13 protein-coding genes are annotated in these 12221 nt (G+C 61.7%); 7 read left to right on the top strand and 6 right to left on the bottom strand.

Going from position 1 to position 12221, the window contains the following annotated elements:
* Nucleotides 1-67: 67 nt before the first annotated feature.
* The 3 genes from O3306_RS09675 (at nucleotide 68) to O3306_RS09665 (ending at nucleotide 2546) form a co-directional block, all read left to right on the top strand.
* Complete coding sequence (locus tag O3306_RS09675) at nucleotides 68-1336, top strand: sugar-transfer associated ATP-grasp domain-containing protein (protein WP_272006283.1); 1269 nt, start codon at nucleotides 68-70, stop codon at nucleotides 1334-1336.
* Nucleotides 1337-1577: 241 nt separating this feature from the next.
* On the top strand, nucleotides 1578-1997 hold the full coding sequence (locus tag O3306_RS09670; RefSeq protein ID WP_272006281.1) for an MOSC domain-containing protein: 420 nt from the start codon (nucleotides 1578-1580) through the stop codon (nucleotides 1995-1997).
* Nucleotides 1998-2210: 213 nt separating this feature from the next.
* Nucleotides 2211-2546, top strand: a complete 336-nt coding sequence (locus tag O3306_RS09665; RefSeq protein ID WP_272006279.1) for a phasin family protein — start codon at nucleotides 2211-2213, stop codon at nucleotides 2544-2546.
* Here the strand turns inward: O3306_RS09665 and O3306_RS09660 are convergent.
* From O3306_RS09660 to O3306_RS09645, 4 genes are all read right to left on the bottom strand, one after another.
* Nucleotides 2543-3850 (bottom strand): HlyC/CorC family transporter, encoded by a 1308-nt coding sequence (locus O3306_RS09660; RefSeq protein ID WP_272006277.1) that lies wholly within the window; start codon nucleotides 3848-3850, stop codon nucleotides 2543-2545. The two genes, O3306_RS09665 and O3306_RS09660, sit on opposite strands and share 4 nt — an antisense overlap.
* Before the next feature lie 83 nt (nucleotides 3851-3933).
* Entirely contained in the window at nucleotides 3934-4869 is a 936-nt protein-coding gene (locus O3306_RS09655; protein WP_272006275.1) for a site-specific tyrosine recombinase XerD, read from the bottom strand.
* Nucleotides 4866-6401, bottom strand: a complete 1536-nt coding sequence (locus tag O3306_RS09650) for a hypothetical protein (RefSeq protein WP_272006273.1) — start codon at nucleotides 6399-6401, stop codon at nucleotides 4866-4868. Before O3306_RS09650 ends, O3306_RS09655 begins: the two co-directional genes overlap by 4 nt.
* A complete protein-coding gene (locus O3306_RS09645; protein ID WP_272006271.1) occupies nucleotides 6388-6537 on the bottom strand; it encodes a hypothetical protein in 150 nt (49 codons plus the stop codon). The genes O3306_RS09650 and O3306_RS09645 overlap by 14 nt, the downstream gene beginning before the upstream one ends.
* A gap of 163 nt (nucleotides 6538-6700) precedes the next feature.
* Between O3306_RS09645 and O3306_RS09640 the strand changes: the two genes are divergently transcribed.
* Nucleotides 6701-7210 (top strand): shikimate kinase, encoded by a 510-nt coding sequence (locus tag O3306_RS09640; RefSeq protein ID WP_272006588.1) that lies wholly within the window; start codon nucleotides 6701-6703, stop codon nucleotides 7208-7210.
* Nucleotides 7207-8319, top strand: a complete 1113-nt coding sequence (aroB, locus tag O3306_RS09635) for a 3-dehydroquinate synthase (RefSeq protein ID WP_272006269.1) — start codon at nucleotides 7207-7209, stop codon at nucleotides 8317-8319. Before O3306_RS09640 ends, aroB begins: the two co-directional genes overlap by 4 nt.
* Before the next feature lie 36 nt (nucleotides 8320-8355).
* On the opposite strand, the gene O3306_RS09630 is transcribed toward aroB, so the two are convergent.
* Nucleotides 8356-8865 (bottom strand): arsenate reductase ArsC, encoded by a 510-nt coding sequence (locus tag O3306_RS09630; RefSeq protein WP_272006268.1) that lies wholly within the window; start codon nucleotides 8863-8865, stop codon nucleotides 8356-8358.
* A 35-nt stretch (nucleotides 8866-8900) separates the two neighbouring features.
* Nucleotides 8901-10154 carry a tyrosine--tRNA ligase gene (gene tyrS / locus O3306_RS09625; protein WP_272006266.1) on the bottom strand — a complete coding sequence of 418 codons (1254 nt, stop codon included), beginning with the start codon at nucleotides 10152-10154 and terminating at the stop codon, nucleotides 8901-8903.
* A gap of 63 nt (nucleotides 10155-10217) precedes the next feature.
* Between tyrS and O3306_RS09620 the strand changes: the two genes are divergently transcribed.
* Nucleotides 10218-11315, top strand: coding sequence for an anhydro-N-acetylmuramic acid kinase (locus O3306_RS09620; RefSeq protein WP_272006263.1), 1098 nt, complete (start codon nucleotides 10218-10220; stop codon nucleotides 11313-11315).
* Nucleotides 11316-11318: 3 nt separating this feature from the next.
* Nucleotides 11319-12050 (top strand): maleate cis-trans isomerase family protein, encoded by a 732-nt coding sequence (locus tag O3306_RS09615; protein WP_272006261.1) that lies wholly within the window; start codon nucleotides 11319-11321, stop codon nucleotides 12048-12050.
* The last annotated feature ends 171 nt before the right edge of the window (nucleotides 12051-12221 follow it).

Here is a 12221-nt window from a genome sequence, read left to right as displayed (position 1 = left end):
GCGTCTTGCGGGATTGTTTCTGTAAAATTGGAACGGACCCGGAATCCTGCGGGATTGTTTCCGCAAAATGGCCATAATTTCTCGTTATCGAATCGGTGAGGCAGAAAAAAGGCAGGAAAATATGGATATGACAGTCACTGCGGACAAAGCTCTTCTTGCGGCTCCGCCTGCACCCAAGGCACCCGCGGCACCTTTGCTTGTCGAGGTTGCTCGAAAGTACAGCGTGTCGCCGATCCGTCAATTTCGCGAGATGGTATCGCTGAACTGGGGGCCGGGCAAACTCGCCATGCACGAATACTATAGCAGCGGCGCTTTCGATCCCAAACTCTCTGCGGCTCAGAAGCGTGAGTTTGTTGGGGAAACGGCTAGCCGCAAGCTGAACCGCAGGCTGTCACCCATTCGGAAAACACCCTCGCGGTCATTTATTCGCGATAAAGTCATGTACTCTGCGTTGTTGGAGCAACTGGGTTTGCGCACCACGAAAACTCAGGCCGTTGTTTTGCGTGACCGCTCATATGGCAACATTCCCGCGCTGCGAGACATTGAAGATATCAAGGAATTCCTCGTCAACACTGCGGTTTACCCGATCTTTGGCAAACCTGTTGAAGGTTCCAAAAGCGTGGGGTCCGCATTGATCGAGGATATCGATCGCAGCGCAGGCGTGTTGCTGCTCGCGAATGGCAAGAAGGTCGACGTGGCCACATTCGCCAACGAAACCTACAACGACTTTGATAAAGGCTTTATCTTTCAATCCGCCGTCCAGCAGCATCCTGACATGCGCAAGATGACGGGAAAGGCTGTTGGCACTCTGCGCGTTGTGACCATTCGCGACGAAACGGGCGTGGAGCCACTTTACTCGGCTTGGAAAATCCCTGCACCAACGGCCATGTCGGACAATTTCTGGCAGCCGGGATCAATGGTCGCAGAAGTGGATATTTCGACCGGTAAACTCGTAAGGTGCAAACGCGGGTCTGGCGTAAAGGCAGAGTGGATTGACGCCCACCCAGTGAATGGCGAGGTTTTCGCAGGATACCAGATACCGCATTGGGAAGCTGTGAAAAAACTGGTTGCGCAGGCTCATGACTTGTTTCCCGAGTTTGGCGTCTTCGGCTGGGATATCGCCGTGACTCCTGATGGGCCGCTGATTATCGAGTGCAACGCAAATCCGTTTCACACTCTCTATCAGCTCGCGACAGGGCGCGGGATATTGAATGAGGATTTCAAACCGCGCTTTGATGCGGTCGCCATCCTTTCCGCCACAAGGCTCAAGACCACGTTCAGGGAAGCAAGGGCCGCCAGGATTGCCGCAGCCAGGGCTGCCAAGGGCTGCAACTAAGCGTCTGAGCGAAGGTTCCCGTTTCCGGCCCCATAGCGGATGCGGTGACCTCTCGCAGAGCGACCGTTTGATCCCAAGAGTAAGAAGCCGCACGCCTGAAGCCGGTTTGGCGGCCGATGGCCTTGTGAGTTTGCGCCTTAGGTATGAAGATAAAAATATCACCAATAAATAATGTTGAGGGTTTCAAATGTGGCAAGGCAGACTGTTACATATTCATACAACACCCGCCGTGCGGAAACCCATGATCGCCCAACAATCTGCGCAACTACTTCAGGGCGTAGGTGTCGAAGGGGATCGCTATGCTCTTGGTACAGGGAAATACTCACCTTTCCCTGACATTCGAGAGGTGACTTTGATCGAAATCGAAACGATTGCAGCGTTAAAGCGCGATCACGACATAGACCTTGCTCCAGAAGAGCACCGTAGGAACCTCACCACAGAGAATGTACCGCTTAACCACCTTGTCGGTAAGAGGTTTTGGGTTGGCCAAGTCTTGTTGGAAGGTGGTCGCCTGAACACGCCATGTCGATATTTGGATTTGGTTACGGGAAAATCAGTTAACGATATTCTTATACATCGTTCAGGTTTGAACTGCTCGATAATCCAAGGTGGAAAAATTAGCGTTGGCGACAGCATCAGACCAGATCGGGCCGACATCTGATTGGAAATTAAAAGGTAGCTTTGTCCGCAGAGCAGATTTCTGTCCGACTCCAGACTGAAAGTGCTTGGCACGTTGCGGGCAGGCGCTTCGCGTTGCGCGCGGCGCGGGTTTGATCCTGGTCAAGGCGCTGGTGCGCAAAGCGTGCTAGGGTCACTCTTGGATCGCGGGGGGCATGACGCCGCCCCGGTGGATCCATTTTCAGGAGGTGCCGGAATGGAAAACTCGACCAGCAAGGATGGGGCAACCGAGGCCGGTGGGGCTGCGTTTGCGGGTATGCCGGGAGTGGCGGAATGGCTGAACATCATGACGCAGAGTGCGCAGTTCGTGGCCGACCGCCTGCAACAGGACATGGAAACGCAGCGTGCGTTTCTGCAATGCCGGACGCCACAGGATGTCATGCGGTTACATACCGAATTCTACAAGACCGCCATGGCGCAATATACTGCCGAGGCAACCCGGATGATGAAGGCGATGTCAGAGGCCACGGCGGAAACAACGAAGCAGGCCACGAAGTTGACTTCGCGCGCCTATGACGACATTCCGCTCTAGAGCTTGCGGATCTTCAGCTTGGTGATCCGGTTGTCCTTGCGGGCGATCACCTCGAACCGGAAGCCGTGGAAGTTGAACACCTGATTGACCTTGGGGATCATCTGCGCTTCGTGGATCACCAGGCCGGCAATGGTGTTGGCCGCGTCGTCGGGCAGCGCCCAATCGGTGGCGCGGTTGAGGTCGCGAATGGTCATCGCGCCATCGACGATCAGCTGGTTGTCGTCGCTGCGCCGCAGTGAATGCTCGGCCTCGGGGTCGAATTCGTCGGTGATCTCGCCGACGATCTCCTCGAGGATATCCTCCAGCGTGATCAGCCCCTGCAACGTGCCATATTCATCCACCACCAGCGCGAAATGGGTGCGCATGCGCAGGAACTGCCGCATCTGGTCGTCAAGGGTCGTGGTTTCGGGCACGAAATAGGGTTTCATCGCCACGCTGACGACGTCGAAATTGCGCAGCGCGGACGGTGTTCCGCCGCGGCCCAGCACCAGCTTGTGCATCGCGCGCAAAAGGTCCTTGGCATGCACCACGCCGATGATGTTGTCGGGATCGTCCTTGAAGACCGGCAGGCGGGTGTGACGGCTCTGCAGGCATTGATCGAGAATCGCCTGCGGCTCGGAACTGGAATCGATCATCTCGATCTGGCTGCGATGCAGCATGATTTCCTCGACCGCGCGTTCGCCCAGATCAAGCGCGCCCAAAATCCTGTCGCGATCTTCCTTCTCGACCACGCCTTCGGACTGGCCCAGGTAGAGCGCACCGGCGATCTCCTCGCGCACGGCAAGGATATGGCTGTCCGGGTCGGTCTTGACGCCAAAGAGGCTGAGGATTCCGCGCACAAGGAAACGCACTGCGGCGACAAGTGGCGAGAAAGCGCGAATGACCAGCGTGATCACCGGTGCCACGCGGCTGGCGGCGATCTCGGCATTGGTGATGGCGTAGGTTTTGGGCAGAACCTCGGCAAAGATCAGGACCAGCAGCGTCATCACCAGCGTCGCCAGTGCCACGCCGTTTTGACCGAAGAGCCGGGTAAAGAGCGCGGTGGCGAGCGAGGCGGCTAGGATGTTCACCAGGTTGTTGCCGAGCAGAACTGAGCCAATCAAGCGTTCATTATCTTCGGTGATCGCCAGCGCCCGCTCGGCGCCCTTGTCTCCCTTTTCGGCGCGCGCGCGCAACTTGCCGCGCGAGGCCGCTGTCAGGGCGGTTTCGCTGCCGGAGAAGAAGCCGGAGAGGATCAGGAGCGCCAGAATTGCGCCGGTGGTAAGCCAAAATGCCGCGTCGAGCGTCGCGCCGGTGGGGTCCATTGGGTCCTTCAGGGTTCTTTTGTCAGGAATAAGTTATGGAGGCAGGCGGCGGGGGGTTCAAGGGTGTGGAGCCCCGGTGCGGTCTATTCGGTCTCTTTTGCCAGCGGGTGGTGCTCCATCACCAGTGCTTTCAGACGTTCCTCCAGCACATGCGTGTAGATTTCGGTGGTGGCGATATCGGCATGGCCCAGAAGCGTCTGGATCGACCGCAGGTCGGCCCCGTTGGCCAGCAAGTGGGTGGCAAAGGCATGGCGCAGCGTGTGCGGCGTCACTTTGGCGGGGCTGACGCCGCCCGCAATGGCCAGTTCCTTGATCAGTGCGTAGAACCTATGGCGCGTCAGGTGCCCCAGCTTGCCCCCCGAGGCAAAGAGGTAGGGCGAGGGGGTTGCGCCCTTTGCTCGCGCGGCTTCGGCGCGGCGATCGCAATCAGCCAGCCAATCCGCCAGCGCGACACGGGCGGGCGATGACAGCGGCACGATGCGTTCCTTGTCGCCCTTGCCGCGAATGAGCAGCATGCGCGGATCGCCGCGCGCCGCTGAGATCGGCAGCGACACCAATTCCGTGACCCGCATGCCGGTGGCATAGAGCAGTTCCATCAGGCAGGTGTTCCGCAGCCGGTCATGCGCGGTGCGTCCGTGATGGCGCGCGGCGTCCAGCAGGCGGTCCACCTCGGCTTCGGACAGGGTTTTCGGCAGGCGCTGCTCGCGGCCCGGCCCTTTGATCCGGATCGCCGGGTTGTCGGCACGCAGCCGGTCCTCGAAGGCAAAACGGTAGAGTTGCTTGATCGCCGACAGGCGGCGCGCGCGGGTGGATTTGGCCAACCCCTGTGCCTCGCAGTGGATCAGGTAGTTTTCGACATCATGCTGGCTGGCTTCCGCGATGTTGCGGCCCGCGCGCTCCAGCCAGTCGCGAAAATCGCCAAGGTCGCGGGCATAGGCCATCAGCGTGTTTTCGGACGCGCCCTGTTCGGCGGCCTGTGCCTCGAGAAAGGCCGAGAGCCATGTGGCGCCGGGAGTCATTCCAGCCGGTCCAGAATCAGAATCTGCAACGCGGTGCGCCGGGCGGTGTCTTCCAGTCCGACGGCGCGCAGGGTGGCAAGGGCGGCCGCGATATCGACCAGATCGCCCGAGGCCTGATCGGCCTGGTTGGCAGCCGACAGGATTGTCTCGCCCAGCTTGCCCGCTGTTAGTAGTGCCGCATGTTCGGGGGCGGGCGCTATGGGGTTGGCAAAGGCTTCGGCAATGGCACGTTCGCGCCCCGAGATGGCGAGTTCGGCATCCGGCGCGCCGCGCGCGACCGAGGCCAGGAACCGCGCCGCGCGTGTTGGTCCGGCGCGTTCGGCCGCCGCTTCGTAATCGCCGGTCAGCAGGGCGATCCGAAAGGCCAAGGCGGCGCTACGAGGCGGCAGGTCGAGCTGCGACAGTTGCGCAGAGAAAAGCCGGGCAAAGGGGATTTCCAAATGCTCGGTGCGCATCAGGCGCCAGACCGGGGGCAGGGTGCTGGCGACCTGCTGCACGTCGCCGGCATTCAGCGCGGATTCGAATTTCTGCACGGCCGCGACGCGGTCCCAGATCCCGCCAGACGCGGCCGGGCGCTGATCGGTGTAAAGGCCGAGCAGCCGGTTTTCAGACAGCGCCCCGGTGCGCACAAGGCGCTCTGCTGCCTCCAGTTCGGCCTTCCACCCCGAGATGTTGCGCAAATCGGCGGTGGCGAAAGCCAGCGGCAGGTTGCGAGTGGGCAGCGGCATGCCCACCGCCTCGTAGAGCCGAAAGAGCAATGGTGAAGGATTCGAAACCGGCGCTAGCGCCAGCGAGTTTTCGGCAAGTTCGGGATCAAGAAACTGGCCGAGAAGCTGCGCTTCGGTCGGGGCCAGCACATCAAGCGCCTGCGCGGTGTCATAGAGCAGCGCCGCTGTCTGCCAGTCGCCGGTCAGCGCGGTGCAGTAGATTTGCGCAGCATATCCCGGGTGCAGCCCCGGGGTGTCGCGCAGCGCGGTGCAGGCGGTCACTTCGTCGCCACTGAGCAGCGTAAGATCGAACCATGCAGGAAAGAGCTGCGGCGTGGTTGGACCTGCGCGTTCGAGCAGAGCCTGTGCGGGTTCCACGGCGCCCAGCCGGACCAGCACATCCACACGCGCCCTGAGAAAGGCACCATTCGCGCCTTGTGGCGGCTCGGCCTCGGCCAGAAGCAGCGTGTAGTAGAGCGCCTGGATGGCCGGCAATGGCTCGGCCGAAATTTTCCGCCAGAGCGGCAGGATGTCGGCGGCCCGGCTCGCCGACCAGAGCGTGCCCGGCAGGCCGGTGACGGAGGCCGGCAACAGGCCCACAGCCTCGTGTCCGGGCTCTTCGAGGGGCATCACCGAGACATCGGGGATGGTTACGCCGGTGGTGACGGGCGGTTCGTCAGGCATGGGCTGCCGGGGCGCGGCCAATGGCGGCGCGCCCGGTTCATTCAGCCAGTCGATGGCTGACAGCGGTTGCTGAGCGTGGGCCGCACCACCAAGGCAAAAGGCGAGCCACCCGACGAAGAGAAATGCGTCAGCCTGTCTCAAGAATGATTTCCTGCCGAATCTCGTTCACGGGCGGCGAAAAGTCCGCACCGAAGAACGGCCCGATATAGGCATACCCCACCAGCCCGGCAAAAGCCAGGATAGCCAAATAGAACAACCACTTGACGATTTTTAGCACGATGAATCTGCCCGTTTTGTAACTGCTTTTCCCCAAACTATAACTGGCCTTTTGAACAAGATCACGTCATTGGTTCACTTCAGATGCGATTTGGGCGGGGGAGTGCCGAGGCGTGAGCGAAGCCAAGGCCTGGAAACTGAAGAAAACCGTTGTGCTGGTCGGTATGATGGGCGCCGGAAAGACCGCCGTCGGCAAGGCGCTGGCGGCGCGACTCGGGGCGCCCTTCCTTGATTCCGATGCCGAGATCGAAGCCGCCGCCAACATGAGCATCGCCGAGATTTTCGAACGGGACGGCGAGGCCTTCTTTCGCGACCGGGAGACCGAGGTGATCGACCGTCTGCTGGAGACGCAATGCGGTATCCTGTCGACCGGGGGCGGCGCATTCCTGTCGGACCGCAACCGCGAACTGATCTCGCTCAAGGGGGTTTCGGTCTGGCTGAATGCCGAGTTGAAGCTGCTTTGGGGGCGGGTCCGGCACAAGGACACCCGGCCGTTGCTACGCACCGATAACCCCTATCAGACCTTGCGGGCGCTCTATGACGCGCGGGTGCCTGTCTATGCGCAGGCCGATCTTGTCGTGGCGGCGCGCCCGGAATACAGCATTGAACAAATGACGGATCAGGTGGTGGATGCGCTCGCGCGGCGCCCTGACGTTCTGGAGGCAGGAACATGACCGAAATCGTACATGTCGCATTGGGAGAGCGCGCCTATGACGTGCATGTGGGGCCGGGTCTGCTGGAGCGGTCTGGTGCGCTGATTGCGCCACTGCTTCGGCGGCCGCGCGTGGTGGTGGTGAGCGATGACAAGGTCGGTCCGCTGCATCTCGAAACGCTGCGCAAGGGCTTGGACAAGAACGATATTTCGATGGAGGCGCTGACATTGCCCGCCGGAGAGGCGACCAAGTCATGGCCGCATCTGGAACGCACGGTGGACTGGCTGCTGGATCAGAAAGTGGAGCGCAACGATATCGTGATCGCACTGGGGGGCGGTGTGATCGGCGATCTGGTCGGTTTTGCCGCCGCTGTCCTGCGGCGCGGGGTGCGGTTCGTGCAATTGCCTACCAGCCTGCTGGCGCAGGTCGACAGCTCGGTGGGCGGCAAGACGGGGATCAATGCCCGCCACGGCAAGAACCTGATCGGCGCCTTTCATCAGCCCAGCCTCGTTCTGGCGGATACTGATGTTTTGGGCACGCTCAGTCGCCGCGATTTCTTGACCGGCTATGGCGAGGTTGTGAAGTATGGGCTTTTGGGAGATTCGGATTTTTTTCAATGGCTTGAGGTCAATGGTTCACGTGCTGCCGCAGGCGATATGGCCGCGCGCATCGCAGTCGTCAAACGCTCGGTCGAGATGAAAGCCGAGATCGTGGTACGCGACGAGACAGAACAGGGCGACCGCGCGTTGCTCAACCTCGGGCACACGTTCTGCCATGCGCTGGAGACGGCCACGGGATATTCGGACCGCCTGCTGCATGGCGAAGGCGTCGCGATCGGTTGCGCGTTGGCGTTCGAACTGTCGGCCCGGCTGGGGCTGTGCAGCCAGGAAGATCCGAGCCGCGTGCGCGCCCATCTTCGCGACATGAATATGAAGGTCGATCTGGCTGATATCGAAGGAGATTTTCCGGATGCTGACGCTTTGGTCGATCTGATGGGCCAAGACAAGAAGGTACTGGACGGGCAGTTGCGCTTTGTGCTGGCGCGCGGGATTGGCGATGCGTTCGTTACATCCGATGTGCCGCGCGAGGTGGTGCATGGGGTCCTGCAGGACGCGCTGAACGCCCGCTGAAGTGGCGTGACACTTGATCTGCAGTTGATGTGACTCTCAGGCCGGGGCGGCTTGGATCTTGCCAATCTCGTCCAGCTTTTCGCGCAGGGCCACTTTGTCGAGCTGATCCATCGGCAGGTTCACGAAGACCGAAATGCGGTTGCGCAGCATCCGGTATGTTTCGGCAAAGGCAAGTGCCTGTTCGGCTTCGGTGCCGGTGACGGCGGCGGGATCGGGCAGGCCCCAATGGCCGTTGGTTGGCTGGCCGGGCCAGATCGGGCAGACCTCGTTCGCGGCATTGTCACAGACGGTGAATACGAAATCCATCTGTGGCGCGCCCGGCGCGGCAAATTCGTCCCAGCTCTTGGCGCGCAGATCGCCGGTGGGGTGGCCCATGCTGTCCAGCAGGTACAGGGCGCGGGAATGTGGCGCGCCCTTGGGATCACTGCCAGCCGAGAAGGCGCGGAACCTGCCGCTGCCTTCGCGGTTCAGGATCGCTTCGGCCATGATCGAACGGGCAGAGTTACCGGTGCAGAGGAAAAGAACGTTCTTGATCGTGTCGGGCATGGTGGGCTCCTGCGCAAGAAGGACATTAGCCCCTCTTACCCACCAAGTTTGACAATCGCGTGACGTTTCTTGCCGGCGCTCAGCTTGATCGGGTTTGCCAACGCGGCTGCGTCGATCATCATGCCCGCATCGGTCAGCGGCGCATCGTCAATCCGGGCGCCGTTCTCGGCGATCAGCCGCTTGGCCTCCTTGCCCGAACCAGCCAGCCCTGCGCGCACGATGAGTTGCACGATCGAAATACCGTCGCCGACGTCGTCCGCAGACAATGCGAGCGTGGGAAGATCGTCGCCGACGCCGCCCTTCTCGAACACTTCGCGTGCGGTTGCCTCGGCGGTCTGCGCGGCCTCGGTGCCGTGCAGCAGCGTTGTCACCTCGTTGGCGAGGATGATCTTGGCGGCGTTGATTTCGGAGCCTTCCAGCGCGCCGAGCCGATCACATTCATCCACGGGCAGCTCTGTATAGAGCTTGAGGAACCGGCCGGTATCGGCGTCGGTAGTGTTGCGCCAGAACTGCCAGAACTCGTAGGGGCTGAGCATGTCGGCATTCAGCCACACCGCGCCGCCCTGGGATTTGCCCATTTTGCGGCCGTCGGAGGTGGTCAGCAGCGGTGAGGTCAGCCCGTAAATCTCGTGATCCAGCACCCGGCGGGTGAGGTCGATCCCGTTGATGATATTGCCCCACTGATCCGAGCCACCCATCTGCAACAGGCAGCCATAGCGGCGGTTCAGCTCGAGGAAATCATAGGCTTGCAGGATCATGTAGTTGAATTCGAGGAAAGACAGCGATTGCTCGCGGTCGAGCCGCGATTTCACGGATTCGAATGACAGCATCCGGTTGACCGAGAAATGCCGCCCGATGTCGCGAAGGAATTCGAGGTAGTTCAACCCGTCCAGCCATTCGGCGTTGTTGATCATGATCGCGTCTTGCGGGCCATCCCCATAATTCAGGTAATTGGCAAAGACGCGCTGCATACCCGCAATGTTGGCGTCGATTTGTTCGGGGCCGAGGAGGGGGCGTTCGTCCGAGCGAAAGCTGGGATCGCCCACCTTGGTCGTGCCGCCGCCCATCAGGGTTATCGGCTTGTGCCCGGTCTTTTGCAGCCAGCGCAGCATCATGATGTTCAGCAAGTGGCCCACATGCAGCGACTGTGCCGTGGCGTCGTAGCCGATATAGGTGGGTACGATGCCGCGCGTAAGCGCGTCGTCCAGCCCCTGATAATCGGTGCAATCGGCAAGAAAGCCGCGCTCCATCATCGTTGCCATGAATTCGGATTTGGGGTGGTAGGTCATATCGCTTGTCCCGGATCGGTTTGAGCGGCATGTATATGGGGGGATAGGGCAAAGGAAAAGGCCATGTTGAAGGCCGGACGCCTATGGGCGCTGGGGACGATGTCGGGCACCTCTCTGGACGGTGTCGATGCGGCACTGATCGAGACTGACGGGCATGAGATATTTGCCTTTGGAGAAACTGCATATCGAGCCTATTCGGATGCCGAACGCGGCGTGCTGACAGCCGCGTTGGGGCGCTGGCCGGGGCAGGACGTGGCGCAGGCAGAGGCCGTTGTCATGGCCGCGCATCGCGAGGTTCTGCAGGGATTCGAGCGTGGTGCGCTGATCGGGTTTCACGGCCAGACACTGGCACATGAGCCGCGCGGTCGCGGCACACACCAGATCGGCGACGGCGCGGCGCTGGCAGAGGCTCTGGGGCGCGCGGTGGTCTGGGATTTTCGCAGTGCCGATATCGAACTGGGCGGGCAGGGTGCGCCGCTGGCGCCGTTCTACCATTTTGCCTGCGCGCGGTACATCGGGGCGGATGCGCCGCTGGCGTTTCTCAATCTGGGCGGCGTGGGCAACATCACCTGGGTCGACCCGCGCAAGGCCCGGCCCGAGGACGAAGGCGCGTTGCTTGCATTTGATACCGGCCCGGCCAACGCGCCGATCAACGATGTGATGATGGCTCGCCGGGGGGAGCCTTTTGACCGGGATGGCCGGCTGGCGAAGGTGGGCAATGTGGTGGATGGCGCGCTGGAGCTGTTTCTGGACGAGCCGTATTTCATGCAGATGCCGCCGAAATCACTGGACCGGGACGCGTTTGCCGACATGATCGGGCTGGTGGGCGAATTGAGCGATGCCGACGCGGTGGCAACCCTGACCGGCATGGTCGCGGCGGCGGTGCTGCGCGGGATGGAGCATTGCCCGACGCCGCCCGAGCGCATGTTGGTCACCGGCGGCGGGCGGCACAATCCGGTGATGATGGAGATGCTGAGCGTTGCGCTCGATTGTCCGGTGGAGCCGGTTGAGGCGGTCGGACTGGATGGCGACATGCTCGAGGCTCAGGCTTTTGGCTATCTGGCGGTGCGCGTGGCGCGCGGCCTGCCCACATCCGCGCGTGGTACCACGGGGGTGCGTGCGGCCGTGTCGGGCGGGATATTGAGCAAGCCGGAGGTGTAGCGCATGGACTTCACGCTGAACGAGGGTGCCGGGGGCGGCGCGCGGCTGGGTCTGATCGTGCTGCAAACCGACGAGACGCTGGAATATGAGGCCCGCCAGGTGCTGGCGGGGCGCGATTCGCAGTTGTTGCATGCCCGAATCCCCAACCAGCACGAGGTAACGCCCGAAACGCTTGCCGAGATGGAATTGACCCTGCCCGCGACGGCGCGGTTACTGCCGGCGGGGCTTGAAGCGATCGGCTATGGCTGCACCTCGGCGGCGACGGTGATCGGAGAAGAGGCGGTGGCGTGCGCGGTGCAGGCGGTGCAGCCGGGCGTCCCGGTCACAAATCCGATAAGCGCGGTGAAAGCAGCGCTTGCGGCACTGGGGGCGCGGCGGATCGCGATGGTCACGCCCTACCTGCCGAGCGTTACGGGGCCGATGATCGCACTGCTGGCGCGCGGGGGTGTCGAGGTGCTGCGCGAAATCAGCTTTGGCGAGGGCGACGACCGGCAGGTTGCGCGAATCGCGCCCGCTTCGACCCGGGCCGCGATGCTGGAGGCCGGGCGCGCGGAAGGGGTCGAGGCGGTCTTTGCCAGTTGCACCAATTTGCAGAGCTTCGCGATCATTGATGAGGTGGAGACAGTATTGGATCTGCCGGTGGTCACGTCCAACCAGGCGCTCTTGTGGCATATGCTGCGGCTCGCCGGAGCGGACGCGCGAGGCTGGGGGCCGGGGCGGCTCTTTCAGTTATAGCAAGGCTTTTTCTATCGCCGTTGCGACGGGTTTTTGCCGGGCAAAGGTATTTGTGGAAAGATGAAAGCGGGGCGGCGCGTACCTGTCGATGTTGTGGTGCCCGGACGCGGAGTTTTGCCAAATTGCAAATTGCCCCCATATAGTAGGGGATTCCAGTAGATAGGGTTTGGC

It is taken from the genome of Roseovarius sp. ZX-A-9 (assembly GCF_028369135.1).
Lineage (GTDB): Bacteria > Pseudomonadota > Alphaproteobacteria > Rhodobacterales > Rhodobacteraceae > Roseovarius.
The sequence above is the reverse complement of the archived record's forward strand: the minus strand, read 5'-3'. Positions and strand labels throughout refer to the sequence as shown.

Bases quoted from the DNA above. Each gene is read 5' to 3' on its own strand.
- O3306_RS09675 (WP_272006283.1), top strand. From the start codon at position 68: ATGGCCATAATTTCTCGTTATCGAATCGGTGAGGCAGAAAAAAGGCAG.
- O3306_RS09640 (WP_272006588.1), top strand. From the start codon at position 6,701: ATGATGGGCGCCGGAAAGACCGCCGTCGGCAAGGCGCTGGCGGCGCGA.
- O3306_RS09670 (WP_272006281.1), top strand. From the start codon at position 1,578: ATGATCGCCCAACAATCTGCGCAACTACTTCAGGGCGTAGGTGTCGAA.
- O3306_RS09665 (WP_272006279.1), top strand. From the start codon at position 2,211: ATGGAAAACTCGACCAGCAAGGATGGGGCAACCGAGGCCGGTGGGGCT.
- tyrS (WP_272006266.1), bottom strand. From the start codon at position 10,154: ATGACCTACCACCCCAAATCCGAATTCATGGCAACGATGATGGAGCGC.
- O3306_RS09630 (WP_272006268.1), bottom strand. From the start codon at position 8,865: ATGCCCGACACGATCAAGAACGTTCTTTTCCTCTGCACCGGTAACTCT.
- O3306_RS09620 (WP_272006263.1), top strand. From the start codon at position 10,218: ATGTTGAAGGCCGGACGCCTATGGGCGCTGGGGACGATGTCGGGCACC.
- O3306_RS09655 (WP_272006275.1), bottom strand. From the start codon at position 4,869: ATGACTCCCGGCGCCACATGGCTCTCGGCCTTTCTCGAGGCACAGGCC.
- aroB (WP_272006269.1), top strand. From the start codon at position 7,207: ATGACCGAAATCGTACATGTCGCATTGGGAGAGCGCGCCTATGACGTG.
- O3306_RS09660 (WP_272006277.1), bottom strand. From the start codon at position 3,850: ATGGACCCCACCGGCGCGACGCTCGACGCGGCATTTTGGCTTACCACC.
- O3306_RS09615 (WP_272006261.1), top strand. From the start codon at position 11,319: ATGGACTTCACGCTGAACGAGGGTGCCGGGGGCGGCGCGCGGCTGGGT.